The following is a 26971-nucleotide window of genomic DNA, read 5'->3' as shown; positions in this document are numbered from 1 at the left end:
ACACGGAGTATCCATGTCACAGGCAGAATCAGAAAAAATAATAACCATAGATATTTTCGGAACACCGCATAAAATCTGCGCCTCATCCGATGTGACTAACCCCGAATCCGTGCTGGCCATTCTAAAAACAGAACTGGCCCATGTACAAAGGGACTTTTCTCCAATCCAGAGTACCGTAGGCAATGAAAAACTGCTGCTCACTGCCGCCCTGAATCTGGCAGGAAAACTGATCAACTTGCAAAAAAAAGACCGGACCCTTAATGATTCCGCATACAGCCGTTTCCATGACATGCTGACCCGTCTGAATTCCGCAACGGGTAAAACAGGCCCTGAAATTGTTTTAACGGACAAAACAGAGCATCCGCTTACGGAAGCCGCATCAGCTCCACCCAAAACACCAGCTCCGGAAAAGACACCTGAGCAGCCCCCCCCTGCCAGCCCGGCCCATTCTGACCCAAAACCGGCAGAACAAGCCCCTGATACCATAAAAGACAAGGCATCTGTCCCTGAAAGACAGGAGAAAAAAATCCGGCCAGCATCTTCTTTACCGGAAAACAAGGCTCAAGCCCCTACCACCATTCCTCTGGAAAAGAAAAGGTATCAGCACAGTTCCTGGGAAATGCCCTCACCTGATTTTTTGACACCAAGGGACCCTTCTCCTCCAACTCAGGACAGGGCTGCCCTGGAAATGAAATCAGAAATACTTGAAAAAAAACTGGGCGATTTCGGTATCCGTGGTGAGGTGGTGCGCATTGTTCCGGGGCCTGTAATCACAACCTTTGAGTACCGCCCTGCACCCGGTATTAAAATCAGTAAGATTGTCAACCTTTCCGATGATCTGGCACTTGCCCTCTCAGCTTTGAGCATACGCATTGTTGCCCCCATCCCGGGAAAGGACGTCATCGGCATAGAAATTCCCAATCAGGACAGGGAAATGGTAAGACTGCGGGAAGTGATTGAGTCTCCCTCCTTCATGCAGCACCCATCCCGCCTGACCCTCTGCCTTGGAAAAGATATTGAAGGCCGACCCGTTGTCGCACCAATGGATCACATGCCCCATATCCTAATTGCAGGTGCCACGGGAACGGGAAAAAGTGTGGGACTCAACAGCATGATCACAAGCCTCCTTTACAAGGCAAGGCCCGATGAAGTAAAACTGCTGATGATTGATCCCAAACGCATTGAGCTTTCCTTTTACAATGACATCCCCCATCTCATCTCCCCTGTGGTCACAGATATGAAACTTGCCACCAATGCCCTGTACTGGGCCGTTCGGGAAATGGAGAGGCGTTACGGACTGCTGGCGGATCACAAAACCCGCAACATTACAGGTTACAATAAAAAAATGCGGGAAACAGGTCTGGATGCACCCCTGCCCTTTATCGTTATTATAATTGACGAGCTTGCGGATCTCATGATGGTAGCCTCCAGGGATGTGGAAGTGGCCCTGGCCAGACTGGCCCAGATGGCAAGGGCTGCGGGCATCCACCTCATCCTTGCCACCCAGAGACCTTCAGTGGATGTTCTCACCGGTGTTATCAAGGCCAATTTTCCCACACGCATCTCTTTTCAGGTGTCTTCGAAGATTGACTCCAGAACCATCATTGACAGCATGGGAGCAGAAAGCCTTCTGGGTAATGGAGACATGCTTTATGTACCACCCGGCACCTCCCGCATCCAGCGCATCCACGGAGCCTTTGTCACGGAAGAGGAACTGACCCGCATCACGGACTTCATCAAATCCCAGGGGGAACCTGAATATATTCAGGACATAACAGAATCGGATCATAAAGAAGCTCCCGACACCGAAGAAACCGAATATGATGATCGCTACGATGAAGCCGTGGATCTGGTTCTCCGTACCCGGCAGGCCTCCATTTCTGCGGTGCAGCGTCATCTGCGCATCGGTTACAACCGTGCGGCAAGAATCATAGAAACCATGGAAAAGGAAGGAATTCTGGGGCCTGCAGATGGTGCCAGACCCAGAGAAATCCTTTTGCCAGCACCCGATGAAACCAATGGAAGTTTTGCCTGATGAGTGTATTTGAAGGACTGCAGAGGCTGTTCAGCCAGATCCCTGCCAAAGATAAAAATCCCGAAAAAAAACTGACCCTGCAAGAAAAAAATAATGATACGGACACATCCTTTGTATCAGAAAAACCTGCAGCGCCTGTCTGCCAGAAGCCTGTGAAAAAAAACAGGCAGGGTATTCCCCTTATCGAAACCCCAGTGGAAGATCTGTTCAAAGATATGCAGCATCCGGAGTCCTCTCCACCCACCTCCGGGAGACTGATTCAAAAAAGACCTCTTTCAGGTGCTGAAAAAAAGGTTTTTAAAAAGCAGAAATCCGGAAAGAATAATCCATCCCGCTTAAACAGCAAGGGCCTTCCCATTCTGGATCAGGAAACGGATCTGCTGATACAGATGGAAGCAGCAAGACCATACTTATCCAGCAAGGGAGAAAAGTTACCCTCCCACATCAAAAAAAAAGTAACCATGGCTGCGGGAAAAAAAACCAAGCCCCTTCTAAAGGATAAAAACGGTATCCCGCTTTTAAAAAACCATACTGATTTCACTGAAGTTTTTACTGAAAACATAAAAGAGACTGCCAGAACTGAAACAAAAAAATCATCCCCAACGCCGGATGTCGCCCTGTGGAAAGACGATGCTTATGATGATTTTTCCAAAAGCCTAAGGTCAACCCTTGGCAATAAAACCGGCAATATCCTGCTGAAGGAAAAAAAGGCCGGATTTCCCGCTTCTGCACCCATAACGCTGAAAGAACGTCTACGCCGTTATCCTCCGCCCCAGGAAAACCTTGATCTCCATGGTTTTTCAGGTATTCAGGCCAGACTTAAAACGGAGATCTTTCTGCAGCAGGCAAAGGAAAAGGGGACTTTCACCGTAAGGATCATCCCAGGCAGGGGGCTGCACTCGGATGGCCCTGCTGTGCTGCCTGATATTGTGGATCAGAAAATCCGTGAGATGGAAGAAGAAGGTCTGGTCCTGTACTGGAAATGGGAAAACGAGAAAAAAGTACCCGGTGGCAGCGTTCTTGTCTACATCAAGCATTTTGACCCATAGTTTTTTTTAACAAATTTAAAAAAAGACTTGAAAACTGGTTGTGTTTTGGTCAATATCAGACAAAACTTAACCTTAAATGCAGGAGGTTCCCATGCAAACCCAGGAAATAGGTGATAATGAACCTTCAGACAATTTCCAGGAGCCGGATGCGGCGCAACAGGCCAAGGTCGAACCCATCCGGCGGCTCAGAGACATCAAAGCCATTAAGGTTCTCATCAAAGACAGTCCCCGCAACTCTGCCCTCTTCACACTGGGTATCAACACCCCTCTGATGCCCAACGAACTTCTCCACCTCAAAGTCCATCAGGTCAGAAACTTAAAGCCCGGAGATTCCGTCACCATCATTGATGACAAATACGAAAAAGCAAAAACCATCCCAGTCAACCGCATTTCCGTACTGGCCATACAGGCACTTCTGGAAACGGACACCTACGAAGACGAAGATTTTCTTTTCAAATCCCAGCGGGGAAATCTGGTGGTTCCCTCCCTGCACAGGCTGGTCACCAAATGGTGTAAAAGCATAGGGCTTCCCGGTAATTTCGGGTCCCACACCCTGAGAAAGACCTGGGGCTTTCACCAGAATCACAGCTATGGCGTAGATATTTCAAAACTGATGAAAATATTCAATCACAGCAGCCAGAAACAGACCAGAGAATACCTCTGCATTGAGGAGCCAGAGGAAACGGATATTTTCCTTAACGAGCTTTAAAAAAACAGAATTACAGCTTTATAAAAAGAAAAACATAAAAAAACTTCCATAAAAACAAAAACTTTTTTTAAGACTGAAAGCAGAATGCCCTTTCAAAGGAATTCTGCTTTCAGTTTCTCTTCCGAATTCTTTAAAAAAATCCCTTACAGCCTTCAGCATCAGGTCTCTGCCCTCATTCATTTTCATACAAAATTCTTTCCCATTACTGTGAAAATAGCTTGCCCTGCACCATGCTCCCATGTATAGTGATTCGCAACCTGAACAGCATTTCACAAAATCACAGACGTACACCCAAGAAAATCACCGACCAAAGGAGGAAACCGTGTTGAAATTTTCCAGAAAGAATTTATTGATCATCGGCCTTGCGGCCCTCTTCCTCTGCGCCATGGCATCCGGTGCCTGGGCAAAGACCTATTCTAATATCCTCGTTTTCGGGGATAGCTTGTCGGATGTAAATAATATGAATACCGTAACTGAAGGCGCTGCGCCTCCCAGATTCAGTGACGGCAAAGTATGGATTGAATTTCTGGCTGAAAAAATAGGGCTTGAAGATAAACTCATTAACAAGGCATATGGAGGGGCAAAAACAACAGGGCACTTAAATGAGCAATTTAACAGTTTCGGTTTTAAGGAACAGATTAAAGCCTATGCTTCAAATAATAGAATTGATCCAAATGCACTTTTAGCTATATGGATAGGCGGTAATGATTTGAATGCTCATCTTCCCATTATTAGCTACAATACCGCACAGGATGCTAGCAATCCAGCAAATAATGGACCATGGGTTAAAGAGGCCATAGCGGCTATCCAAAAGCAATGGATAGAAAGCGGAAAAGAACCGGGTGAGCTGCCCGCATATCTTGGATCTGATGAAGGTAAAGCCAAGATAACAGAAATGGTAAACGGGAAAATCCAGATGTACCTGAGAGATGAAATTGTACTGAATATTGTCCACGGTATTCAGGCATTAGAACGCTCAGGAGCCAAAAACTTCCTTATACTTAACATTCCCGACCTTGGAAAAACACCTCAAGCAATTGAAACTGCAAGAATTGCTGCATCAGGAGCCATAGCTCAGGCTGCCCAGGCAGGCAAGACCATGAGCCAGGAGCAGGTTGCTGGGATTATCAAAGAAACACTGGGAAACATATCCAAGCTTACTGCTGCCTTTAATGACGTTACTATGATTGCCCTTCAAAACCTTTTCAGTGCCATGGGCCCCAATGCTGAATACAATTATTACAATGCTTTCAAATTTATGAATCAGGCAATTGCTCAGGCTGACGAAACATCATTCCCGATGAATCAAAGCCAAAAATATGCACCTGAAACAATAGCAGAGCAGCTTCTAGCAAATAATGCGTGGCAGATGGTTATTGAATCAGCAATGGGATCACCAATCGAGTATCCTGATTATCAGACAAGCTGGTTAAAACTTAAAGGGAGTGTTGTACCTCCTGCCCTTCCCAAAATTGAAGCGCAAACACCTCCGAATCCCAACCCCGGAGAAGCAGCAAACTATATTTTCTTTGATACCATCCACCCCACCTCCAAAGCCCATGAACTCCTGGCAAAAGATGTTCTTGCCAAAATGCAAGCAAGCAAACTACCTGCCCCAGCAACCCCAGCCAAGGTAGACAGCGAGATTGCAGGCAGCCCCTGTTTCATTGATGCCGCAGCCACCAGCCAGAACACCTTCATGATCTTCATGGGTCTTATGGCTGGTCTTGGTATGATGATGATCATCATTCGTAAAAACCACAACAAGGGATAACACCCTACTTACAGTACAAAGATAAAATACCAAGCCCCTTTCCGAAAGACTCCGGAAAGGGGCTTACTTTTTTCACAGCCACTTTTAAGACAAAAAAAGCCCAGGCAAAATGCCTGAGCCCTTAATTTTATTGTGGAGCGGGAAACGGGACTTGAACCCGCGACCTTCAGCTTGGGAAGCTGACACTCTACCACTGAGTTATTCCCGCAACAAGACTCAGTCTTCTTAATGCATTGCCAGAAACAAATCAACTTAAAAAGATACATGAAAGCCAGCCCGGCCTTCTTTTTCAGATTTTTCAGCCGCCTCCCCCACCACCACATGATGGCGGTGCAAAGCCACCGCTTCCCCTGGGAACCCCCTCGGGGCGGATGGCAGCACAGGACATCAGCTTTTCCGTTTTACCCGAACCACAGGAAGGACATGCGGGTTTAGGATCTTTCAGACGCATCAGCATTTCAAAGGTATGATCACACTTCATACACCGGTATTCATAGATGGGCATAGAACATCTCCTTGCTTCTGCAGAACACACAATAATTTTTCACCACAGAACAGATAAAAAACCTTCCAGCTCTTTCATTTTTCATTGTCACGGGCAGAAGTAAGCCTGAAAAGCATCAGGCTTTCCAGAATACGCTGCCCGACTGTCACAACCACAAAAAAGGTAAATATCAGCGTCAGAAAAACACCTGCCCTTGGAAAGAGAATAATCAATGTAAAAAAAAGAAAACTTTCACTGCGTTCCGCAAGCCCAGGCTGATACCTGAAACTTTTCCTTGTATCTCCCGGAAGAAGTGCTCCGTGGAGAAGAAGAACAGTTACTGAAATCAAAAGTGCCGCCATAAGAAAGAGCATCACAAGACGCAGCTCCGGCCGTACCAGAACCAGAGCCAGAATAATGGACACCTCCACACATCGGTCTCCCAGAACATCAAGGAAAGCTCCCGTTGCAGAAGTCGTTCCCCTTCTTCGGGCAAGGGTGCCGTCCAGCACATCAAAAAGTCCGGAAAACCACAAAAAAACAACAGCCCAGATCGGCGAATATTCCATAAAAAGACAAAAAGCAGACAGCATACCAAGAACAAAGGCAAGGAAAGTAAGATGCATAGCCGTCATGCCACAGGCATGGAAGGGCTTCACCATAAGATTAAAGAGGGGCTGAATCAAAGGCCGCAAACGACTGTCAAGCATGATACTGACTCCGTTACGTTTTCAAAAAAACACTTCGCCCGGCAAAGTCTTAGCAACTATATTCGGGGATGAACCTGGCTGTGTTTCCCGGCAAAAAATCACATATGCTTTTTAAATATCATGTACGACACGATCCTTACCAGTCTAGCTCTTCCACCACCCAAAAAAAAGCTTTTTCCATTCAAAGGTTCCGTGCTACCCTTACTCAACTGTAAAAAAACATTCCAAAATGACCCATAAAAGGCTTGAAAAACAAGAACATACCCTTTGCAAAGTTGAAATCATACCACCTTTTGCAGCCTGAAATTCTGGAGTTTCCATGCCAACACCCATCATCTGCAAGAAAACAGGCAGGCCTGTGTATGGTCACCATGGCGGACCCGTCACCATAAACCGTAAGGACTTTCGCTTACTGTCCGCCATGGGAAAAGCTGTTCCCGGATGGCTCCCTCGATTAAAATACAGACAGTTCATGTTTTTTGGCATTTCAGACCAGGATTTTTTTGCAGGAGTAGCCCTTGCTGATCTTAACTTTGCACAACAGGCCTTTTTCTACGTCAGACCTGCCACAAGCCAGCCCTGGGTCAATGCCTCAGCCATGTCCCTTCTGCCCGCAAACTCCATGGACCCGGAATCGGAATTCCCGGATTTTTTCTTTCAAAAATCCGGTCTCACACTCCGTTTTCAAAAAAACCTCCTTGAAGCAAAATATAAAGATGCGCACCTGCAAATTCTTCTCGGAGAAAGCCCGTCCCCCCTACGCCTCTGCACCCGCACCGGCTGGCGCGGATGGACCTTTACCCGTAAGGCAGCATCCATCCCTGCCAGCGGAAGTTTCCGTTGCAGGGATGTCCACAAGGACCTGTCACAGGAAAGCTGCCGCGCCCTTACGGACAGAACCTGCGGCATCCTTCGGAGAGAAACCTTCTGGAACTGGGCCGCTGCCACAGGAATCCTTGCCGACGGACAGGAATTCGGGATGAATCTTGCCTGGGGTGTCAATGAAACCGGTTTCACGGAAAACCGCATCTGGATAAACGGCCAGCCCCTAAACCTTGGCCCTGTTATTTTCAAAGTTCCCGAAAAACGCAGCAGCGATCCATGGCAGATTCACAGCGAGGATAAAAGCCTCTGCCTCATCTTTCAACCTTCATGGACCAAATCCCAGCGGGTCAATGCTGGTCTTATAGCTACGGATTTTATCCAGAATACCGGAATCTTTTCCGGAAAGATTCAAATCAGGGGAGATTCACCCCTTATTTTGTCTGATATGCCCGGCTGGACGGAAGATCATTATGTAAGGTGGTAAAGCTCTTCTTGACATTCTTTCCCCTGCATAGTATCCAATCGTGATTTTGACCTGTCTTCTAAAGGGACAGGTTTTTCCTTGCTCCGGGCTGAAAAATGATCGGGGCTTTAAACTCGAAAGGAGTTTTCATGAGAAGATACGAAACCATTTTCATTCTGGATCCGGATATTTCCGAAGAAGTCCGGACCCAGGTCCTTGAACGCACCACCGGAATGATTGAAGCAACTGGTGGTCAGATCGCAAAAATTGACGAGTGGGGCAACCGTAAACTTGCCTACCCCATAGCAAAAAAAGTCCGGGGTCATTATATCCGTCTGGATTATCTGTGCGAAGGTGATCTTATTTTTGAAATGGAACGCACCTTCCGCCTGGATGACAAGGTCCTCAAATTTCTCACCGTCCTCCTTGACAAGTTCAGCAGCCTTGAAAAAATCGAAGCCGAAAACATTGCTGCTGAAAAAGCCGCTGCTGAGGCTGCGGCTGCTCTGGAAAATGCCAGAGACAGAGATGATGATGACGATGATGACGACGATGATGATGATGACCGTAATTATCACAGGAAGGACTGATATCCATGGTAAATCCCAGAGCAGCCAAAGTATCAAGAAAAAAGAAAAGACGCGTTTATCACCGCAGGAAAGTCTGTCGCTTCTGTGCGGATACCAAAATAAAAATTGAATACAAGGACCCCAAAGGTCTGAAATATTTTGTAACGGAGCGGGGCAAAATCATTCCCCGCAGAATCACAGGTACCTGCTCCAAACATCAGCGGCTTCTGACAACGGCAATTAAGCGTTCCCGTAATATTGCCCTGATGCCTTTTGTCGGTAACGTTGACTAAGCCACAAAGCTCAGGGAGTAAAAATGGTTAGGGATGGGGAAAAAGGGATTGATATAAAAAATCTGGCCGGTATTTTCATACTGGCCGGGTTTCTTGCCACTGCAGGTGTACTGCTGCCCTTTGTGGGCGTCTTTCCTGCCCTTTTTCTCCCTCTGCCCATGCTGATTCTGCGCTTGGAAAACCGGGAGCCGTTTCCTGCCCTTATCCTTGCTGCCCTGGTGCTGGGTATCCCGCTCCTTTTTACGGGCAGGATTACATCGGATCTGATTTTCTATGCAGGAATGCTTCTTTACGGCTTTGCCATGGGAGAGGGCTGGCGACAGGGAATCAGCAAAGAAGTCTTTGTTCTCAAAGGCCTTCTTATGGTTCTGGGTGCAGGATGTGCCGCCGTCATCTTACTTGCCATCGGTCAGGGCACGGGTCCCCTGGCGCTGATAGAACAGCATGTGGCTGCCAATCTGGCCATGACCCTTGAAATTTACCGCCAGATGGAAATGCCAGCAGAAACACTGGCGCTTTTTGAAGCAGCCATACCAAGGCTTGAATACACCCTGACCCGTCTGCTGCCTGCCATTGCCGCCTTTATTCTTATTTTTGCGGCCTGGCTGAATCTTCTGGCAGCAAGACCCATGGCCAGACACAGAAAAATTCAGGTTGCGGATCTCGGGCTTTTCAGAAACTGGGGTGTACCGCCCAATTATATATGGGGAATGATTTTTGCGGCCCTTATTCTTATGGTGCCCATCCCCCTTGTGCGTATTATGGGTGTCACCTGCCTGCTTGTGCTTTTGCCCATGTATTTTCTTCAGGGCATGGCCATTCTGGCATACTGGTTCCATCACCGGGCTGTACCCCCCATCATCAGAAACGCCCTTTATGCCCTGATGCTTATACAGCAGATCCTTTTTCTGGTTGTTCTGGTTATCGGTATTTTTGATACCTGGCTGAACTTCCGTAAACGCATAGAGAAGAAACCACAGCCCTGACAGATATCCTCACAGACCCATTGGAGGTTCATATGAAAGTTATTCTTAAAGAAACCATAGAGTCCCTCGGCATCATCGGATCCGAGGTGAACGTGGCGGACGGGTATGCACGCAACTACCTGCTCCCCCAGAGCAAGGCCATCCCTGCCACTCCCCAGAACCGCAAGGTTATGGAGCAGATGAAGGTCCGTGTTCAGGCCCAGATCGCCAAGGAAAGATCCATTGCCGAAGAACTGGCTGTCCGGCTCAACGAGATTTCCATCACTCTTTCTGCCAAAGTGGCCGATGAGGGCAAACTCTACGGATCTATAACTGTTCAGGACATTGTACGTGCCCTGCAGGAACAGAACGTTGAAGTAGAAAGACGTCAGCTTCTTCTTCCCGAACCCATCAAAGCCCTTGGCACCTACAAGGTACCTGTGCGGGTTTACAAGGGCGTTGAACCGGAAATTACAGTGGAAGTGGTTCCGGCTGCCTGATTGTCCCGATTTTTAAAAAAAACATCTTTATCAGGCGGAAAGCCCCATGGTTTTCCGCCTGATAATGTTTCGGGTAAGAGGCATATTCCAAAGAGGTATACATGGTTGAAAATTCCCCTGCTGTAACAGATCCACTCTTTTCCCGCACACCGCCCCACAGTCCCGAGGCGGAAACCTCCCTTTTAAGTGCCATTCTCATTGACAACGATGTCCTCATGGATATTGTGGATATTCTCAACCCTGAACATTTCTACCGGGCAGCCCACCAGAAAATCTACGGGGCAGCCATTTCCCTTTTTGCCAAAGGTCAACCTGCAGATCTGGTTACCGTTGCAAATGCTTTGCAGGATTCAGGACAGCTTGAAAATGTCGGGGGAGCCGCCGCACTGGCCCGCATTGTGGATACCATTCCCATTGCACCCAATGCCGTTGAATATGCAAAAATCATCCGGAACAAGGCATCCTTACGCAGGCTCATTGAACGGGCCACCCAGATTGTCGGCAAGTGTTTTTCCAATGCCGATGACGTGGATGGTGTCATAGACTTTGCCCAGAGTGTGATCTTTGAAATTGCGGAAAACAAAACCCGAAAAGCCTTTTCCCCCCTTCAGCAGCTCATAGATATAAATATTGATACCATTGAGCAGCAACAGGGCAGCCAGAAAGATATTACAGGCATCCCCACAGGCTACCGCAGGCTGGACCAGCTGACTTCCGGGCTACAAAACTCCGACCTTCTGATTCTTGCGGCAAGGCCTGCCATGGGAAAAACCTCCTTTGTGCTCAACCTTGCCAGAAACGCCGCCGTGGAAGCCGGTGTACCCGTGGCTATTTTCTCCCTGGAAATGAGCAAGGAGCAGCTTTCCATGCGCCTTCTCACCGCAGAAGCCCGCGTGGAATCAGGAAAGGTACGGGGCGGCTCCCTGTCTCCCGATGAATGGAACCGCATCAATACCGCCGCCTCCATCCTTTATGAAGCACCCATATACATAGATGATTCTCCGGATGTCTCTCCCATGGATATCCGTGCCAAAGCCAGACGCTTAAAGATGGAAAAGGGACTTGGACTTCTTATCATCGATTATTTGCAGCTGATGCGGGGCTCTTCCCATTCGGACAGAAGGGATCTGGAAATTGCAGAAATCTCAAGGTCTCTCAAAGGGCTTGCCAAGGAACTTAGCATTCCCGTTATCGCCCTTTCCCAGCTCAACCGCATGCTGGAGCAGAGGGCAGATAAGCGCCCCATGCTTTCGGACCTCAGGGAATCCGGCTCTCTGGAACAGGATGCTGATATTGTTATGTTCATCTACAGAGATGAAGTCTATAATAAAGATGAAAACAACCCCAACCGGGGAAAAGCGGAAATTATTCTGGCAAAACACAGAAACGGTGCCGTAGGAACGGCCCACATGGCCTTCCTGGGTGCCTATACACGCTTTGAAGACCTCGCCGCAGGCGAATACCCCCACTGATTGAAGGTATCCTATGCCCAGTGTATTCGGTAACACAGGCGGGTTAAAAACCCGACAAATCAAACAGCTGGAATCCCTTTATAATCAGAGGATTCCCCAGGACTGCATCCTCCCCGAAGATCTTGCAGAGGAAATCTGCGCCCTTTCCAGAACCATGAACCGCCAGCTCGGCCTTGCCATAGACAGGGGCGGCAAGGTAGTCCGGGTGATTGCAGGGGACGCAAAGGAAATTCTCATTCCGGATCTTTCGGATTTCAGAACAGCACCGGGACGGCTCAGGGGCATCCGCATCGTTCACACCCATATCAATGGTGAGGCTCTGACGGAAGATGACCTCACAGACCTTGCCCTCCTGCGCTTAGACCTCATCTGCGCCCTCTGCACTTCCCAGAGGGGAAACCTTGAAAAGGTGCATGTGGCCCACGTACTACCGGGCAATGACCGGGAACACCCCTGCCATGTTCTCCCCCCCGGCCATGGGGAACTTCTGGAAAACGACTGCCTGAATTTCATTCTGGAACTGGAAGATGAAATAGGCAGAACCGGCTCCCTGCGTGATGCCCCCAAGGGTGCGGAAAGGGCCATACTTGTGGGCGTTTCAAAGCTCAGCAAGGCGGAATCCGATGCCCATATGGCAGAGTTGAAGGAACTGGCGGAATCCTGTGGTGTCCATGTCATCGGTCACGTCACCCAGACCCGCCAGAAACCGGACCCCAAAACCCTTATGGGTCAGGGCAAACTGAAGGATCTCTACCTCATGGCCCTTCAGGATGCCGCCACCCTCATAATTTTCGATCAGGAACTCTCCCCTGCTCAGGTTAGAAACGTCAGCGACCGCATGGAACTCAAGGTCATGGACCGCACCCAGCTCATCCTTGACATCTTTGCCCGAAGGGCCAGAAGCAGGGAAGGCAAGCTACAGGTAGAACTCGCCCAGCTGAAATATCTTCAGCCGAGACTTTCCGACAAAAATACAGCCATGAGCAGGCTTACTGGCGGTATCGGCGGCAGGGGCCCCGGAGAAACCAAGCTTGAAATCAACCGGCGGCGGGTCAGGGAGCAGATTCTCAAACTGGAAAAAGCCGTGGAAGAAGTGCACAGCAACAGAAAACAGCAAAAAGCCCTGCGCAACCGTCAGGGGCTTCCGGTTTTTTCCATTGTGGGCTACACCAATGCTGGTAAATCCACCCTGCTCAATACCCTTACCCAAAGTAAAATTGAGGCAAAGGATCAGATGTTTGCCACCCTGGACCCCACCTCAAGGCGGCTGCGCTTCCCTGAAGATGTGGAAGTAATCATCACGGATACCGTTGGCTTTATCCGCAACCTGCCCAAAGAGCTGGTGGCGGCCTTCCGTGCCACACTGGAAGAACTGGAAAACGCAGATATCCTTCTCCATGTCATTGATGTCTCAAATCCTTCCTGGGAAAAACAGGTGGCCAGCGTGGAGACTGTCCTTGAAGAGCTGGATCTGACAGAAATTCCCCAGATAAGGGTATTCAATAAAATGGATCTGGCCGGGGAAGAAGAAATGGAAAAAGCTCTAAGACAATATCCGGGCATTGCCGTTTCTGCACTGGACAGGGCCAGCCTGCGTCCTCTCTTGGAAGAAATGCAGACCATGCTCTATTCCCATACCGGAGCAAAGCCTTTTAGCCAGAACGAAGATGAGCTACATTGACACTTAACGGTAAAAGGCCTATACCGGAGCCAGTGAAAAAACGGTTTTTTATGCTTGCCGTTTCACTATGACAGACATTTTTTATTTTATAGATGTGTATCTTAATAAATTCACATCCACACATTCGAAGTCCCATGGAGTCCGATACCCATGAAGCAAGCCCCGTATAAAGCAGGCAGACACGACGACACCCTTGAGTGCTACACCCGTTTTCGCATGGATGACCGTATATGCCGGGAATTCTGTGCCGTCCGTCTCCGCTGTCTCATTGCCCAGCAGCAGCAGCTGGAGGCCATCTTCCATAATGATGATATATTCTTCATGTCCGAAGAAAATCCCATGAACATGCAATAAATAAGGGGGCCAATAATGGCCCCCTCTGTATTTCATATAAGCCCTTATTAAGGGTCTGTCTTCAGTCTTCTAAATAAAACCCTTTTCCTTCAGACGTTTGCCCATTTCTTCGGCAAGGGCCATCAGCCCCGTAAGGGGACGTATAAAGACCTCGAAACGCTGAATCTTTCCTTCATCATTGAACTCAATCAGGTCAATACCCTTGACGGATTTTTCCCCCACATCGGCACTGAACTCCAAAGCCCAGTTGTTTCCCTGAACCAGCTCCCTGTGGTATGTAAAATTCTCAAAAACCTCTATCACCGTTCCCAGCATGACCATGGCTTCCATGCGTGTATTCTTAGGCTTCCATAAAGCAGGGGAATAAAACTGCACATCCTCTGCCAGCATGGATTCCAGTGCCTCAATGTTCCGGTTGAAAACCACATCATGCCATACCTCAAGTTTTTTTCTGCTGATTTCGTCCATTTTTTCCTATTCCTTCAGCTCACAGGTATCATTTAAGTCTTTGGCCATTGTTTCTAAGAAGACAGCGGATTTCACCATTTTTTCTATGTCTTCACGCATACGCTCCACCGCTTCACTCAGGGCCACCACATGATCTGCAACCTCATCGCTTCTCTGAGCGGAATCACCGATACGGGCAGCAATATCCTGAATAACCACGCTCTGCTGTTCCACAGCTGCCGCAATGGAGTCCTCCCCTTCCCGAATCTGGGAAATGGTAAGACTGATGGCCTTATTGCTCTGTACCACCTTTTCCACAGTGGCTTCATTACCGGAGATGTGGTTACGGATTTCTTCCGTTGCTTCCCTGGTTTTTCGGGACAGATCCTTGATTTCACCGGCCACAACGGCAAAGCCCTTACCCGCCTCTCCTGCACGGGCTGCTTCAATGGTGGCGTTCAGGGCTAAAAGATTGGTCTGTTCGGAAATTTCCTGAATCACCGCCGTCACATTACCGATACGACGACTGCTTTCGGAAAGATGATCAATCATTTCATTGGCCGAATCCGCCTCCTTCACGGCAGACCTTGCAACACCAGCCCCTTCATTCACCCGGTCCCGAACCTCTGTGATGGAAACGGAGGTTTCCTCCACTGAGCTTGCCATGACATGGAGAATTTCTTTAATATCCTGCGTAATTTCTTTAGCTTCCGATGAAATACGGTAGGTATGGGCAATTTCTTCCCCCATGCTGGCACTGCCTGCAGCCAAAGCCTTTGAAGCGTCAAGAAGATCGCAGGCATTGCGGGTTGTCCGCTCAAAAACCTCCTGCAGATTTTCCATATGCCGGGCCAGTTCAGCGGAAGATTTTGCCTGGGCTTCCATAGCCTTCTGCTGTTTCCCATCGGCCTCCTTCTGGGCAGCCATGGCCTTCACACGCATACGCTCAATCACATACATACATACGGCAATGGATGTCAGCTGCCTTACAAAATCTGCGAATCTCAACTCTGCCCGCTGTAGCGCATCCACATTAAAAACAGGAAAAACAATACCCATCTGTGGAGCGTAATTAAAAAAGAGAAGGGCCAATCCCATTGTAAGTGACCAGCCCACACAGGCCCAGAGTCCCTGAAAAACGGCCGCCAGCACGGGAAAAACCAAAAGCCAGTTCAGGGCACTGGACTCCATACCTCCGGTTCGCCAGATATAAAAAAGAAAATACCAGGCCAGAAGCGTCATCATGTAGGCGGCGGCCACCCTTGAAGAAAGGAGCATTTTCTGTAAAAAAGGGGCAAAAATAACACCGAACATTACAAAAAGAATGTTGGTTGCAAGGATACTCTCTCCCATCCGGAACCAGCGAATGGTTGTCAGCAGAAAAAGAGTTGCAGCAAAAAAGGTAAAAATCACAAGAAAAACCGCGACCCTTTTTTTCTCCGGATTATCCGAGAATTCTTCCGGAACAAAAAAATTCCAGAAAGCATCCTTATATGCACCCATCTGTCTCCCCCTTTATATACTCTGCCACCTGTTATTTTACAAAAATATAGCTGTAAAACCAATGGTTTTTATAATAAAGCCATCCACTTTTCCAACTTATGCACTTTCTTATAATGATACTTTGAAAATTTATGTTTTATTAGCAGAAATCCGAAGTAAGAACAAGGTTTCGAATCCATTACTTTTCCATGGAAGTAAATTCATATCATTATACCTTGTTTTTTTTGCTAAAAATAAGTTCATTTGCAAGCAGGCAGGCAAAAACCATTGATTTTAGAACCATCAGCTCCTAATATCATAAAATTAACTAAACACTTTTAAAAACCGTATACAGATTCTCAAAGCTTCCCATGACAGAGACATTCGGATAAAACGGGGGGATCCATGTACAGAATTTTCAAATCCGAAGAAAAAAACTGTCTTCTTTTAAGGATGCGGGGCCTTATCACAGAAGAAGAGGCCATCCGGCTGATTCAGGAACTCACCGCCAGTATGCGGTCAATGCGCAAAGACTTTGGCCTTTGTTTAGACATGAGGGAGTTAAGCCCAAGGACAGAAGACAATGCCGACTTTATGGTAAAAAGCGCCCTCCGAATCATGGCCATTAAAAAACCTGCCATGGTTGCCCGCATCGCCCTGCCCATTGCGCTGATGCGTATGGACAGAATTTATGCGGAAACACAGCTACCCGTTACCTTCAAGGTCAAAAATGCCACAAGCATGAAGGGTATGCTTGCCCTGCTCACCAACCACCGGCTGGAGGTCTCCAAGACTCTGGCAGAATGGATACTCACCCTTCCCGAAGATATTGAAAAAAATCTGCTTGGGGAAAATGATGCCCCTGCAAATAATAAAGACTCTCTGCCGGAAATGCCCCCCTTTATTCGCGGATTTTCCATCACCGGCAACCCAGTACGCCATGAACTGATCCGCATTGAGGTGGATACGGATCAGGATTTCTATGACACACCCTATACCTTTGAATTTGCCTACCGCAGGCAAAGCCCCTCAGCCACCTGGAACCTGATGCCCAAAACAGATAAAAATCATTCCAGAAACTGTCGGTTCGAGGATGCGGGAGAATATGAAATTTATATACGCATTACCCGCAACCAGAAAGACTTTACCAACCCTCTTTTAACGGAACTCCGTATCCCCATATATATATCACCGGTATCCCTTGAAAAACGCAGCCGGACACAGGCAAAAAAAGATACTGATTTTCCCGCCAAAGGCCAGAGATGCTTCCTGCTGCTCAACAAAAACACCACTGATCCTCATTTTTTAAAAACCATCATTTATGAAGTCAATATGGATACACAGATGGTGGTTATCGCCCAGACTTCCCCTGCCCTGAAAAGTCTTAAAAGTGTTGACTCCCTTGACCTTGTTTCCACGGATCAGAATCACCCGGAAGATGGCAGACCCGGCCTGCAGATCCTTTCCCTGGAAGCCCTTTCAAGGTATATTCTGCCCGATGGTCAGGCACGGGAAGCCCTGATGCTGCGCTTTACCCTTCCTATACGTCAGACCGGCCTGAGGAGCGAACGTAAGGCTTACCGCTGCTCCTGCCAGCCCTACACAAGCCTTATGGCCGGGAAAATCAGATTTAAAGATACGACCTTCACATCAAAAAACGATTTCAGATTCAACGATATCTCCATGACAGGTATCGGTCTGAAATTCCCTCCGGGCTACGAAACAAAACTGCCGGATACAGGCAACACCTTTCTTCTGGAACTCTTTTTTGAAGCTGTGGAAGGAACCCTTGCAGACATCCATATCAATGCAGAAATCAAGCTAGTAAGAAAAAAAACCGACAGCACCAATGAAGAAACCTCTGCAGGGTTCACCTTTTCACAACTGGATGCAGACCATGAAACCCTTCTGGCCCGTCACATCAATGCAATTCAGCTTCTGGAGCGCCAGCGCCTGCTAAATGAAAAACGGAGCTGATGCATCCGTAACCGTTTAGATCTGGTTATTAAAAAAACCACCAGGTCCGGAGTCCGCCATGGTTCGCCCCTTTTCCATATCCCTGAAGATTCCAGTAGTTTTTTTTCTCATTGCCCTCCTCATGACCCTGCTTTCTACGGTTTTCATGGTGATTCAGGATAGCAGACAGGCAATGAAAAACACGGAAAAGACCCTGGATCAGATTGAAGAAACCTACACAAAAGCCCTTGCCTCACTGATATGGAATATGGGCTCCGATGAAATACGACTGATGGCGGACGGTATTAACAATATTCCCGGTGTTATGCATGTAATAATCACAGATGACAAACAAAAAATTCTGGCGGAAAAGGGAGAAGAATCCATCTCAGGCCTGAGCCGGACCTATCCCCTTTACCAGCCAGAAGGCCTTGTTCCCTTCAGTATCGGTTCCCTGACGGTCACCATGGATCTGGATGCCCTCAACCGAAACATACGTTTCAGCGCCCTGCGTATTCTCACAGCAAGGGCCATCGACCTTATGCTCATGGGGCTTGTATTCCTTTGGATCATACATCGTCTTATCACCCGTCACCTGAAAACCATGGCAGGCTACACCCAGCAGATGAATCTGGACAGACTGGAAACCCCCTTGCATCTTCAGGGCAGAAAACCGGGTAATCCAGCCGATGAGCTGGACATTGTTGCGGACGCCATCAATACCATGCGGGTATCCATAGCAGAAACTCTGGAGCAGAAGGCTGAAAAGGCCCGCATGGAAGGGGAACTGAGGGCTGCGGCCAACATACAGAAAGTACTGCTACCCACCCATCCTCCGGACATTAAACTTCTGGATCTTGCCTTTTCCTTTGAACCGGCCCTTGAAGTCAGCGGCGACTACTTCGACTTCTTCCCTCTGGACGATCACCGCTTAGGCATTGTAATTGCCGATGCATCTGGCAAAGGCATTCCAGCAGCACTCATCGCCAATGCCGCACGGGTTCTCCTGATGGCCAACCCCCGGCAGCAGGACAGGCCGGAAGCACTTTTCAAAACCCTCAACCGCACCCTGCCCCAGACCATGGGCATGGGCCACTTTCTCACCATGAGCTATCTGCTGCTGGATACGGATCAAAGGGAACTAACCCTTGTATCCGCAGGACATGATCCTGTTTTTATAAAAAAAGCATCAGGAGAAATTCTGTCCCTCAAGCCACCTGGCTATCCTTTTTGCCGTTTGCATCAAAAAACATTTGACTTGAGACTGAAAAGCCTTACGCTATCATTTGAGCCCGGTGATACCATATTTGCCTATACAGACGGGCTCAGCGAAAGCCTTTCTCCTGAACAAATACCCTTTGGAGAGCAAGGCATCCGGAATGCGATGGCCGCCCCCCATACCAGCGCAGCAGACCTTATAAGGCATATGCAGAACCGTCTTTCGGACTTCTGCCAGCATATAGAACCCTGTGATGATGTAACCCTGGTGGCAGTCTGTTTCTGTAGGCAGCCACAATAAGGAGAATGGCCATGCATGACATACTTCCTTTGTTTCTGGAAGATCCTATGACCAGCCTTGCAAGCCAGGCAAAGGCATTAGGTATACCGGAAACGGATATACAGAGGATCTGCATGGAAACAGACTGTCGGCTGCGACTTGTTTTTCCCGCAGAAACCAGACAGCTAGAGCTTATAAGAAGACTTGCCCGAAACACGACAGAAAAAACTCCGGGACTGGATTCCGATGCTGCCTATGACATTGCCCTTGCCCTGGACGAGGCCTGTACCAATGTAATTTCCCATGCCTACGGCACCCATGATCCCAGTGCCTTAATAGAAGCCGAAATCCGCATTTCTTCAAAGGATGTGACCATCATCCTTACGGATCATGGTGTTCACGGACATAGCTTTCATCCTGACAAACTGCCTCCTCCGGATATAAAAGCCCTGTACACCAATCCAAAACCCGGCGGCCTTGGCTTCCATCTTATAAAAAAAATCATGGATGAACTTAGTTATGAAAAGGGACCGGACAATGCCAACAGGCTGACCATGAAACGCTATCTTTCCAGATCAGGATAGCCTCCCCTTATCTTTTTAACCCTGTCTCCCTGAACCCTCAACAATTCCCTTATTTTAGTGAGGCCAGCCATGCTTGACATACGAAGACAGAACTTAAATAATATTGAAACCATACACCTTCAGGGAATTCTAAATGCGGAAACCAGCCCTCTGCTGGAAGAAATTCTCCATGAATTATCCAAACAACCCCTCCCCATGATTCTTCTTTGCGTGGAAAATCTCGAATACATCAGCAGTGCAGGCATGGGATGTTTTATCGGAGCCATCGGCGGCATCCGTAAAAAAGGGGGAGACCTCCGCTTTGCAGGCATGCAGCCCCGGGTGAAACGGATTTTCACCCTTTTAGATATGGAAGATTTTTTTTCCCAATTCGATTCCATGGAAAAGGGACTGGCCAGTTTTTCAGACAAAAAATAAGAGACCACCATGAAACAGCCTCCCACCGAAATCTACCCACTGAACGATGCCATGGTACAGCTCATCGCTGAGCTTGGCCAGACGGCTTCCCCTGAAACTTTCCATCAGCTTCTTACTGACTTTATTCTGGAACATACAGGCCTTGAAACCTGGCTGGGCATCCATGAATACCCCCATGAAGGACATTTTGTTTTTTCCTGTGGCCTCAACCCTGCACCCTTTTCCTCCTTAAACATTGATCCTGAGAAATTGCCTTCTCTTTATTCCGGGCAAAGCCTGCTCATGGATCAGAAACCCGACCACAACCTTGCTGTCATGCCAGTTTTATTCGGAAAGAAAATCATTGCCATTCTGGCATCTCCATCCTCCTTCTTTGAAAAAATGCTCCTTGAAGCACCTTTTCTGCAACAGCTTGCAATACTGACTGGCCTTGTCATCCATCATTTTTTCATACGTCAGGATCTGGAAAAACGTAAAAACGAAATGGAACTGAAGGTCTTTGAGCTGGCTCTCCTGGAAGAAGTAGGGACCAGCCTGAGCCCGGAGCTGGATACGGTTACCATCGCTAAAAAACTGCTGCTTTGCGTTACTGGCTATCTCACGGCCACCTCTGCCTGTTTCTATCTTCAGAATGAAAAAAATATTTTTACACGTGTGGCACTTACAGGTACCTCAAAAAAATCCCTTCCCATGGAAATAGCGCTGCCCGAAGAACCCTCACCCAAAACATGGCCCCGGTTTATAGAAAAAGATCCTTACCAGCGTTCCTTTTTTTACCTTTTTCTGGACAACATGGGAATGGAGCTGCTTTTTCCCCTTATGGACGGAAAAAAAATAACAGCTTTTATAATGTTGGGACAGAGCGCAAAAAACCGTCTCCATTCAAAAGAAGAACTGAGCCTTGCCGCTGCCATGATTTCCCAGGCCCTGTCTCCCCTTAAAAATGCGGCCCTGTATACGGACCTGAAAAAAAATAACGAAGCACTGGGCAAATCCCTTGAATGCCTGAAAAAAGAAATAAAGGAAAAAGAGCAGGCCCAGGAAAAACTCCTTGAATATCAAGGTGTGGTGGCAGCATCTCAAGATCCTGTGGCCCTCATAGGTCAGGATCACTGCTTTGTCATGGTCAACCGGGCCTGTGCCCAGGCCTTTGGCACCGTACCTGAAAAACTTACAGGTAGAACCGTCACCTCTGTAACGGACACGGAACTTTTCCAACACAAGCTAAAAGACCCCCTGATGCGCTGCCTTGCCGGAGAAACCGTTCGTTTCCGTTTTTCGTGGTCCTTTCCTGAGTGGGGTCTGCGTCACATTGACGTAGCTGCCTACCCCTATCAGGACCCGCATAAGAAAAAAAGTGCCGCCATTTTCATCCTGCGGGATATCACTCAGATGCAGGAAATGGAAAACCGACTGCTCCAGTCCCAGAAAATGGAAGCCATAGGCACCCTTGCAGGTGGCATAGCCCATGATTTCAACAACATCCTTGCAGGTATCATGGGATACACGGAACTTTCCATGGCCAGACTGGAAAAGAATCACCAGGCAAGGACTTTTATGGAAAAAGCCGTTACCGCCTGCAAGAGGGCATCGGATCTGGTCAAACAGATCCTTTCCTTTTCCCGTGGAGACAGTGCCCACATCAATATGCGTCCCCTCTGCCTTACGGAAATAACCGAAGATGTGCTGAAACTGATGCGGGCCAGCCTACCTGCTCCTTTAGAAATCATCCTTGCTCAGAAATATTCACCGCTTCCCGTCCTCGGTAATGCCACCCAGCTTCATCAGGTCATCATGAACCTCTGCACCAATGCAGCCCATTCCATGCCGGATGGTGGCACCATCACCATCGGTCTGCACCGGATAGAGGCGGACCATCAGCTTATCTCCCTTAACCCTGCCTTCCGAAAAACCGCTTATGCGGAACTCATGGTGCAGGATAATGGCACCGGTATACCTGACTCTTATATTTCCCGAATCTTTGAACCCTTTTTCACCACCAAGGCTCAGGGCAAGGGTACAGGCATGGGCCTTTCCATCAGCCATGGCATAATTGGCAATCATGGGGGACTGATTCTTGTGGAAAGCCAGCCGGACAAGGGCAGTACCTTCCGGGTTTTTCTTCCTCTGCTTGAAGAAGGTTCAACAACACGCAGGAATGAACCCGTACCAGCCATGCCCAAAGGAGGCCGGGAACGCATTCTGCTTGTGGAGGATGAACCGGATCTGCTGCAGCTTTGTGCAGAAATTCTCTCTGGCCTTGGTTATGAAGTCCGGCCTGAGTCCAGACCGGAACATGCACTTAAGATATTTATGCAGAGTCCTGAAAATTTTGATCTGATTATTTCAGATCAGATGATGCCCCGTATGACAGGGGTGAATCTGGCACAGCATATGCTGGCCCTCAGGCCTGATATTCCTTTTTTACTCTGCTCAGGCTTCTCCGAAGCCCTCTCCCCGGACATACTTGAAAACATGGGCATACAGAGTTTTCTAATGAAACCCTTCACCCGCAGCCAACTGGCCACAGCCGTCCGTCATCTGCTGGACGGATGCCACCTGCAGACACATACCTGAAAATGAAAAGCCTCCTCCTTTACATCCTTATAAGAGATGCTTAATTTAGCTGGAATTATTTAGGCCCTTATGGGACCGCTTTGATGGAATGGAATACTGTTCTGCCACAAACCCTGACTCAGGTTATAATGGCAGAACCTATACCAGCAGCACATTTACCCTTATGATAGAATTCTGGCTCTTCAGCACCTTTAAACAAGAGATTCAGGCAGGAGAAAAAATGATCTACGATACCTTAAATGAACTTCTGGAAGCCCGCTTCAGTCAGAAAGCCCCCGAAGATCCCGTTGTTTTTATCTATGATGAAGATCTTTCACAACTGGAAGAACTTCTCACACCTGGACCTGACGGCGAGCGCATCTTCAATGCTCCCCTCGTATTTCAAAAAGCCGCACAGCTTGGCTACTGGTGCGAAGCGGACTGGGATGAAAAGGGCGGCGGTTTTGTCTTTGCCCTTGCAAACCGGGTAAACTGATACCCTGACAGTATAAGAAAAAGAAAACCCCCGAACAGGCTCTTCTGCCAGTCCGGGGGTTTTCTATTTTACATTATTTTTAACCAAAATCAGATGGCTTTCATGCTGGTCATGTAGTTACGCAGGGTCCGGCCGATTTCTTCCACAGGATGATTGCGAATGGCCTCATTAATGGCAATGAGCTTCTTATTGTCCACGGCATTGCCGGTAAAGGTTATTCCTTTACCGATCACGTCAGTATCAATTTTTGCCATAAAATCCTTCAGCAGGGGAACACAGGCCTGGGTGAAAAGGTAGTTGCCGTATTCCGCAGTATCGGAAATAACAACATTCATTTCATAAAGCTTGTTCCGGGCAATGGTATTGGCAATCAGCGGTGTTTCATGGAGAGACTCATAGTAGGCGGATTCCGGCTGCATACCTGCTTCGGTCATGATCTCAAAGGCAAGTTCCACACCGGCTTTTACCATGGCAATCATAAGAATACCCTTATCAAAATACTCCTGCTCGGGAATGTCCGCTTCCTGAACGGGGCATTTTTCAAAGGCGGATTCACCGGTTTCCGCACGCCACTTAAGAAGATTGCTGTCGTTATTTGCCCAGTCCTTCATCATGTTCTCAGAAAAAGCACCCTCAAGGATATCGTCCATGTGCTTTTCATAAAGGGGCTTCATGATGTTTTTCAGTTCTTCGGCCAGCTCAAAGGCTTTTACCTTTTCAGGGTTGGTAAGCCTGTCCATCATGTTGGTGATACCGCCATGCTTCAGGGCTTCGGTGGTCACTTCCCAGCCCTTCTGCACCAGTTTTGCGGCATAGGCCTTATCAACACCCTTTTCCACCATTTTATCAAAGCAGAGCAGAGAGCCGGTCTGGAGCATACCACAGAGAATGGTCTGCTCTCCCATGAGATCAGACTTTACTTCCGCAACAAAAGATGAATGCAGAACACCGGCGCGGTCGCCACCGGTACCGGCACAATAGGCCTTGGCAATTTCAAGACCATCGCCATTGGGATCATTTTCTTCATGGACGGCAATGAGGGTGGGAACACCAAAGCCGCGCACATATTCCGCACGGACTTCAGAACCCGGAGATTTGGGGGCCACCATAATGACAGTGATATCTTCACGGATTTTCATGCCCTCTTCCACAATGTTGAAACCATGGGAATAGGAAAGGCAGGCACCTTTTTTCATCAGGGGCATGACCCGGGAAACAACAGGGGTGTGATATTTATCCGGAGTAAGATTAAGTACCAGATCTCCCTTGGGAATCACATCTTCATAGGTGCCGTAATTAAAATTGTTTTCCGAAGCAAGCTTCCAGGGGAGCAGCTTTTCGGAAATTTCCTCATCCCGCAGGGCATAGGTTACATCAAGGCCGCTGTCTCTGAGATTCATGCCCTGATTAAAACCCTGGGCACCACAGCCCACGATCACAATTTTTTTGCCTTTAAGCTTTTCCACGCCGTTGAACTCGGAAGGATCCATAAAACGGCACTGTCCCAGCTGCTTGACTTTGTCACGAAAGGTAAGGGAAGAAAAATAATTTGTCATCTGCTTGCTCCTGCCTGAATAGGGGTTTGATCTGCAAAAGAATTCTTACAATATTTCAGGGACTGTATTGTATTTGCCACATTGCGTAAAGTGATTTAATAGAAAGCATAAGTTTCATTTTATGCAAGAATACCCTGATGGAGACAAACCCATGCACATAGAAGAACTGGAGCTGTTTCTCAGCCTTGCCAGAACCCGTCACTTTCAGAAAACAAGTGCCCAGAGCAATATCAGCCCTTCGGCCCTGTCCCGTGCCATTCAGCGGCTTGAAGGCCATGTGGGAGAAAAACTTTTTGAAAGAAACAACAGAAACGTTTCCCTTACACCGGCAGGCCTTGTGTTCCGAACCTACGCGGAACAGATACTGAAAACATGGAAAGAAGGCAAACAGGCCCTTTCCCTTGATCAGGGAATTGTTTCCGGAGAAATTACCATCTACTGCTCCGTAACGGCAGCCTATGGTATCCTTCCGGATATTCTGGACGGATTCAGAAACAAATTTCCCGAAGTGCACATCAAGCTGGCCACAGGCGATGCGGAAAGTGCACTGGAACAGCTTCAGAAAGGAGATACGGACATTGCCATTGCCGCCATCCCGGAAAATCTGCCCGAGCACATGCTCTCCATGGAGGTAGCCAAAACACCTCTGGTATGGATACGATCTAAAAAAAATGACTACCACACAGGCCCTGACTGGAATGACACCCCGCTGATTCTGCCCAAACAGGGCATTGCCAGAAAACGCTTTGACCGCTGGCGCAAGGAAATGGGAATCAAACCCCGCATCTACGCCCAGGTAACTGGTAATGAAGCCATCATTGCTATGGTCCATCTGGGCTGCGGCATCGGGCTGGTGCCGGAAATGGTGCTGGAAAAAAGTCCTTTCATGCACACCATTGATATTATGGAAATCCTGCCGCCCCTTGAGCCCTACTTCATAGGCATCTGCGCCAATAAAAAAAGCCTTGGCAACGTTGTCACAAAGGCCTTCTGGGACACGGCCCGGAACTATTCCCGGGCGCAGTCCTGAACATATGGCAAAACTGTAGCAATAATAAAAATGGTGATGGACTCGCAAAAAAAACAAAATTCCATAACCTTTTAAATTTGTTGTTTTTATGTGGTTTTGCTATTGATTCAAGGAGCCGTTTTTGTTATATATATCCTGTGATATTAATCTATTATAAGGATTTTGCATGATCTACGTTAAAGATCACAAACAGTACGACATGTTCAGCCCGTTTGAGCATCTTGGTCCAAAGAGGCTGGCTCTTCTGGAGTCATCATGGGCGCATCTGTTTCGTGAAGAAATCCTCCACAGACTTCCGGTCAAGAAACTGTTTCATCTCTTTGACGACGGGAAGGGTCGGCCTACCAAGGAACTCCATGCCATGCTCGGACTTGTTTTGTTACAGCAGATGGAGGATCTGACTGATGATCAGGCGATTCGGCAATATGCCCTTAATATCGAGTGGCACTATGCACTGAACATTACMGACCCTTCCGACTCCAGCTGCTATGTGGCTCACCGAACCCTTTGGGGCCTGAGGGATAAAATCGSGCAGCTTGGGCTTGAACAGGCACTTTTTGAAAATATCTCAGAGACACTGCAAAAWTTGTTCAGTCTGGATACATCAAAACAGCGCCTGGATTCGGTGCATATCTTTTCCAACATGGCCCACCTGGGACGGATCCGTTTATTTGTCAGAACTCACCGGAAGTTTCTCATCAATCTCAAACGACACCATCCTGATCTTTACCATTCCCTTGATGAGCTTGCCACCCGCTATGAAGCAAAAAATGATGGTCTGTTTGCTGTCAAGCCCAGCGATGCATCCCGCACCCTTGAGCAACTTGGCAACGACTGCTTTCTTCTGGTGGAACGGTTCAAAGATCATGAAGCCGTTGCTTCCATGGCCTCTTATAAGCTTTTGGTGCGGATGTTCGGCGAGCAATGTGTAGTCGAAAAGAATGATGACACCACGAAGGTGGTTATCAAACCCAGTAAAGAGGTATCGTCCCAGTCACTGCAAAACCCATCCGATCCGGATGCCACCTACTGCGGTCATAAGGGTAAAGGGTTCCAGGTACAGGTC

25 protein-coding genes and 1 tRNA gene are annotated in these 26971 nt (G+C 48.1%); 20 read left to right on the top strand and 6 right to left on the bottom strand.

The window, feature by feature from the left end:
- Positions 1 to 13: 13 nt before the first annotated feature.
- The 4 genes from FIM25_RS12355 (at position 14) to FIM25_RS12340 (ending at position 5567) form a co-directional block, all read left to right on the top strand.
- Positions 14 to 2035 (top strand): DNA translocase FtsK, encoded by a 2022-nt coding sequence (locus FIM25_RS12355; RefSeq protein ID WP_139449781.1) that lies wholly within the window; start codon positions 14 to 16, stop codon positions 2033 to 2035.
- Complete coding sequence (locus FIM25_RS12350) at positions 2035 to 3084, top strand: Smr/MutS family protein (RefSeq protein ID WP_139449779.1); 1050 nt, start codon at positions 2035 to 2037, stop codon at positions 3082 to 3084. The genes FIM25_RS12355 and FIM25_RS12350 overlap by 1 nt, the downstream gene beginning before the upstream one ends.
- Positions 3085 to 3175: 91 nt before the next feature.
- The gene (locus FIM25_RS12345) at positions 3176 to 3793 is read left to right on the top strand and encodes a tyrosine-type recombinase/integrase (RefSeq protein WP_139449777.1); all 618 of its coding nucleotides are present in this window, start codon (positions 3176 to 3178) and stop codon (positions 3791 to 3793) included.
- 322 nt (positions 3794 to 4115) lie between these two features.
- Positions 4116 to 5567: an SGNH/GDSL hydrolase family protein gene (locus tag FIM25_RS12340; RefSeq protein ID WP_139449775.1), complete on the top strand. Its 1452-nt coding sequence runs from the start codon at positions 4116 to 4118 to the stop codon at positions 5565 to 5567.
- A 133-nt stretch (positions 5568 to 5700) separates the two neighbouring features.
- On the opposite strand, the gene FIM25_RS12335 is transcribed toward FIM25_RS12340, so the two are convergent.
- The 3 genes from FIM25_RS12335 to FIM25_RS12325 all read right to left on the bottom strand — a co-directional run bounded on the left by FIM25_RS12335 (position 5701) and on the right by FIM25_RS12325 (position 6761).
- Positions 5701 to 5775: transfer RNA gene (locus FIM25_RS12335), tRNA-Gly, on the bottom strand.
- Between the two features lie 90 nt (positions 5776 to 5865).
- Positions 5866 to 6072, bottom strand: coding sequence for an FmdB family zinc ribbon protein (locus FIM25_RS12330; protein ID WP_139449773.1), 207 nt, complete (start codon positions 6070 to 6072; stop codon positions 5866 to 5868).
- A 74-nt stretch (positions 6073 to 6146) separates the two neighbouring features.
- Complete coding sequence (locus FIM25_RS12325; protein ID WP_139449771.1) at positions 6147 to 6761, bottom strand: CDP-alcohol phosphatidyltransferase family protein; 615 nt, start codon at positions 6759 to 6761, stop codon at positions 6147 to 6149.
- 319 nt (positions 6762 to 7080) lie between these two features.
- On the opposite strand from FIM25_RS12325, the gene FIM25_RS12320 reads away from it, so the two are divergent.
- The 8 genes from FIM25_RS12320 to FIM25_RS12285 all read left to right on the top strand — a co-directional run bounded on the left by FIM25_RS12320 (position 7081) and on the right by FIM25_RS12285 (position 13883).
- Positions 7081 to 8070: a DUF2804 domain-containing protein gene (locus tag FIM25_RS12320; RefSeq protein WP_139449769.1), complete on the top strand. Its 990-nt coding sequence runs from the start codon at positions 7081 to 7083 to the stop codon at positions 8068 to 8070.
- 128 nt (positions 8071 to 8198) lie between these two features.
- Positions 8199 to 8639: a 30S ribosomal protein S6 gene (rpsF, locus tag FIM25_RS12315; RefSeq protein ID WP_179953346.1), complete on the top strand. Its 441-nt coding sequence runs from the start codon at positions 8199 to 8201 to the stop codon at positions 8637 to 8639.
- A 5-nt stretch (positions 8640 to 8644) separates the two neighbouring features.
- A complete protein-coding gene (rpsR, locus tag FIM25_RS12310; protein ID WP_139449765.1) occupies positions 8645 to 8911 on the top strand; it encodes a 30S ribosomal protein S18 in 267 nt (88 codons plus the stop codon).
- Between the two features lie 23 nt (positions 8912 to 8934).
- A complete protein-coding gene (locus tag FIM25_RS12305) occupies positions 8935 to 9897 on the top strand; it encodes a DUF2232 domain-containing protein (protein WP_139449763.1) in 963 nt (320 codons plus the stop codon).
- Between the two features lie 32 nt (positions 9898 to 9929).
- Positions 9930 to 10376, top strand: a complete 447-nt coding sequence (rplI, locus tag FIM25_RS12300; RefSeq protein WP_139449761.1) for a 50S ribosomal protein L9 — start codon at positions 9930 to 9932, stop codon at positions 10374 to 10376.
- A 101-nt stretch (positions 10377 to 10477) separates the two neighbouring features.
- Complete coding sequence (dnaB, locus tag FIM25_RS12295; protein WP_139449759.1) at positions 10478 to 11848, top strand: replicative DNA helicase; 1371 nt, start codon at positions 10478 to 10480, stop codon at positions 11846 to 11848.
- Between the two features lie 13 nt (positions 11849 to 11861).
- A complete protein-coding gene (gene hflX / locus FIM25_RS12290) occupies positions 11862 to 13529 on the top strand; it encodes a GTPase HflX (RefSeq protein WP_139449757.1) in 1668 nt (555 codons plus the stop codon).
- Between the two features lie 150 nt (positions 13530 to 13679).
- Positions 13680 to 13883, top strand: coding sequence for a hypothetical protein (locus FIM25_RS12285; protein WP_139449755.1), 204 nt, complete (start codon positions 13680 to 13682; stop codon positions 13881 to 13883).
- Between the two features lie 69 nt (positions 13884 to 13952).
- Here the strand turns inward: FIM25_RS12285 and FIM25_RS12280 are convergent, their stop codons facing one another.
- Together FIM25_RS12280 and FIM25_RS12275 are read right to left on the bottom strand one after the other, a co-directional pair.
- On the bottom strand, positions 13953 to 14351 hold the full coding sequence (locus FIM25_RS12280) for a nuclear transport factor 2 family protein (RefSeq protein WP_139449753.1): 399 nt from the start codon (positions 14349 to 14351) through the stop codon (positions 13953 to 13955).
- Between the two features lie 6 nt (positions 14352 to 14357).
- Positions 14358 to 15833 (bottom strand): methyl-accepting chemotaxis protein, encoded by a 1476-nt coding sequence (locus tag FIM25_RS12275; protein ID WP_139449750.1) that lies wholly within the window; start codon positions 15831 to 15833, stop codon positions 14358 to 14360.
- A gap of 384 nt (positions 15834 to 16217) precedes the next feature.
- Here FIM25_RS12275 and FIM25_RS12270 point away from each other — a divergent pair, with 384 nt between their 5' ends.
- From FIM25_RS12270 to FIM25_RS12245, 6 genes are all read left to right on the top strand, one after another.
- On the top strand, positions 16218 to 17789 hold the full coding sequence (locus FIM25_RS12270) for a PilZ domain-containing protein (RefSeq protein ID WP_139449748.1): 1572 nt from the start codon (positions 16218 to 16220) through the stop codon (positions 17787 to 17789).
- Between the two features lie 58 nt (positions 17790 to 17847).
- Positions 17848 to 19287 carry a PP2C family protein-serine/threonine phosphatase gene (locus FIM25_RS12265; protein ID WP_139449746.1) on the top strand — a complete coding sequence of 480 codons (1440 nt, stop codon included), beginning with the start codon at positions 17848 to 17850 and terminating at the stop codon, positions 19285 to 19287.
- An 11-nt stretch (positions 19288 to 19298) separates the two neighbouring features.
- Positions 19299 to 19850 (top strand): ATP-binding protein, encoded by a 552-nt coding sequence (locus FIM25_RS12260; protein ID WP_179953345.1) that lies wholly within the window; start codon positions 19299 to 19301, stop codon positions 19848 to 19850.
- Between the two features lie 69 nt (positions 19851 to 19919).
- Positions 19920 to 20267 (top strand): STAS domain-containing protein, encoded by a 348-nt coding sequence (locus tag FIM25_RS12255; protein WP_139449742.1) that lies wholly within the window; start codon positions 19920 to 19922, stop codon positions 20265 to 20267.
- 9 nt (positions 20268 to 20276) lie between these two features.
- The gene (locus FIM25_RS12250) at positions 20277 to 22844 is read left to right on the top strand and encodes a hybrid sensor histidine kinase/response regulator (RefSeq protein ID WP_139449740.1); all 2568 of its coding nucleotides are present in this window, start codon (positions 20277 to 20279) and stop codon (positions 22842 to 22844) included.
- A 220-nt stretch (positions 22845 to 23064) separates the two neighbouring features.
- Positions 23065 to 23319: a hypothetical protein gene (locus tag FIM25_RS12245; RefSeq protein WP_139449738.1), complete on the top strand. Its 255-nt coding sequence runs from the start codon at positions 23065 to 23067 to the stop codon at positions 23317 to 23319.
- An 89-nt stretch (positions 23320 to 23408) separates the two neighbouring features.
- On the opposite strand, the gene ilvC is transcribed toward FIM25_RS12245, so the two are convergent.
- A complete protein-coding gene (ilvC, locus tag FIM25_RS12240) occupies positions 23409 to 24875 on the bottom strand; it encodes a ketol-acid reductoisomerase (protein WP_139449736.1) in 1467 nt (488 codons plus the stop codon).
- Positions 24876 to 25026: 151 nt separating this feature from the next.
- Here ilvC and ilvY point away from each other — a divergent pair, with 151 nt between their 5' ends.
- Both ilvY and FIM25_RS12230 read left to right on the top strand, forming a co-directional pair.
- Positions 25027 to 25905, top strand: a complete 879-nt coding sequence (gene ilvY / locus FIM25_RS12235; RefSeq protein ID WP_139449734.1) for an HTH-type transcriptional activator IlvY — start codon at positions 25027 to 25029, stop codon at positions 25903 to 25905.
- A 166-nt stretch (positions 25906 to 26071) separates the two neighbouring features.
- Positions 26072 to 26971, top strand: a 900-nt coding sequence (locus tag FIM25_RS12230) for a transposase (RefSeq protein ID WP_139449731.1), incomplete at its 3' end; no start/stop codon positions are given.

The organism is Desulfobotulus mexicanus, from assembly GCF_006175995.1.
In the GTDB taxonomy this organism is placed as follows: Bacteria; Desulfobacterota; Desulfobacteria; order Desulfobacterales; family ASO4-4; genus Desulfobotulus; species Desulfobotulus mexicanus.
Note: the sequence above shows the minus strand (reverse complement) of the source record. Positions and strands in the feature narration are given on the sequence as shown.

What these genes read in the sequence shown, in the direction of transcription:
- FIM25_RS12305 (WP_139449763.1), top strand. Translation starts at nt 8,935, where the DNA reads ATGGTTAGGGATGGGGAAAAAGGGATTGATATAAAAAATCTGGCCGGT.
- FIM25_RS12345 (WP_139449777.1), top strand. Translation starts at nt 3,176, where the DNA reads ATGCAAACCCAGGAAATAGGTGATAATGAACCTTCAGACAATTTCCAG.
- rplI (WP_139449761.1), top strand. Translation starts at nt 9,930, where the DNA reads ATGAAAGTTATTCTTAAAGAAACCATAGAGTCCCTCGGCATCATCGGA.
- FIM25_RS12350 (WP_139449779.1), top strand. Translation starts at nt 2,035, where the DNA reads ATGAGTGTATTTGAAGGACTGCAGAGGCTGTTCAGCCAGATCCCTGCC.
- ilvY (WP_139449734.1), top strand. Translation starts at nt 25,027, where the DNA reads ATGCACATAGAAGAACTGGAGCTGTTTCTCAGCCTTGCCAGAACCCGT.
- FIM25_RS12270 (WP_139449748.1), top strand. Translation starts at nt 16,218, where the DNA reads ATGTACAGAATTTTCAAATCCGAAGAAAAAAACTGTCTTCTTTTAAGG.
- rpsR (WP_139449765.1), top strand. Translation starts at nt 8,645, where the DNA reads ATGGTAAATCCCAGAGCAGCCAAAGTATCAAGAAAAAAGAAAAGACGC.
- FIM25_RS12275 (WP_139449750.1), bottom strand. Translation starts at nt 15,833, where the DNA reads ATGGGTGCATATAAGGATGCTTTCTGGAATTTTTTTGTTCCGGAAGAA.
- FIM25_RS12355 (WP_139449781.1), top strand. Translation starts at nt 14, where the DNA reads ATGTCACAGGCAGAATCAGAAAAAATAATAACCATAGATATTTTCGGA.
- rpsF (WP_179953346.1), top strand. Translation starts at nt 8,199, where the DNA reads ATGAGAAGATACGAAACCATTTTCATTCTGGATCCGGATATTTCCGAA.
- FIM25_RS12330 (WP_139449773.1), bottom strand. Translation starts at nt 6,072, where the DNA reads ATGCCCATCTATGAATACCGGTGTATGAAGTGTGATCATACCTTTGAA.
- FIM25_RS12320 (WP_139449769.1), top strand. Translation starts at nt 7,081, where the DNA reads ATGCCAACACCCATCATCTGCAAGAAAACAGGCAGGCCTGTGTATGGT.
- FIM25_RS12250 (WP_139449740.1), top strand. Translation starts at nt 20,277, where the DNA reads ATGAAACAGCCTCCCACCGAAATCTACCCACTGAACGATGCCATGGTA.
- FIM25_RS12260 (WP_179953345.1), top strand. Translation starts at nt 19,299, where the DNA reads ATGCATGACATACTTCCTTTGTTTCTGGAAGATCCTATGACCAGCCTT.
- ilvC (WP_139449736.1), bottom strand. Translation starts at nt 24,875, where the DNA reads ATGACAAATTATTTTTCTTCCCTTACCTTTCGTGACAAAGTCAAGCAG.
- FIM25_RS12245 (WP_139449738.1), top strand. Translation starts at nt 23,065, where the DNA reads ATGATCTACGATACCTTAAATGAACTTCTGGAAGCCCGCTTCAGTCAG.
- FIM25_RS12285 (WP_139449755.1), top strand. Translation starts at nt 13,680, where the DNA reads ATGAAGCAAGCCCCGTATAAAGCAGGCAGACACGACGACACCCTTGAG.
- FIM25_RS12325 (WP_139449771.1), bottom strand. Translation starts at nt 6,761, where the DNA reads ATGCTTGACAGTCGTTTGCGGCCTTTGATTCAGCCCCTCTTTAATCTT.
- FIM25_RS12280 (WP_139449753.1), bottom strand. Translation starts at nt 14,351, where the DNA reads ATGGACGAAATCAGCAGAAAAAAACTTGAGGTATGGCATGATGTGGTT.
- FIM25_RS12265 (WP_139449746.1), top strand. Translation starts at nt 17,848, where the DNA reads ATGGTTCGCCCCTTTTCCATATCCCTGAAGATTCCAGTAGTTTTTTTT.
- hflX (WP_139449757.1), top strand. Translation starts at nt 11,862, where the DNA reads ATGCCCAGTGTATTCGGTAACACAGGCGGGTTAAAAACCCGACAAATC.
- dnaB (WP_139449759.1), top strand. Translation starts at nt 10,478, where the DNA reads ATGGTTGAAAATTCCCCTGCTGTAACAGATCCACTCTTTTCCCGCACA.
- FIM25_RS12255 (WP_139449742.1), top strand. Translation starts at nt 19,920, where the DNA reads ATGCTTGACATACGAAGACAGAACTTAAATAATATTGAAACCATACAC.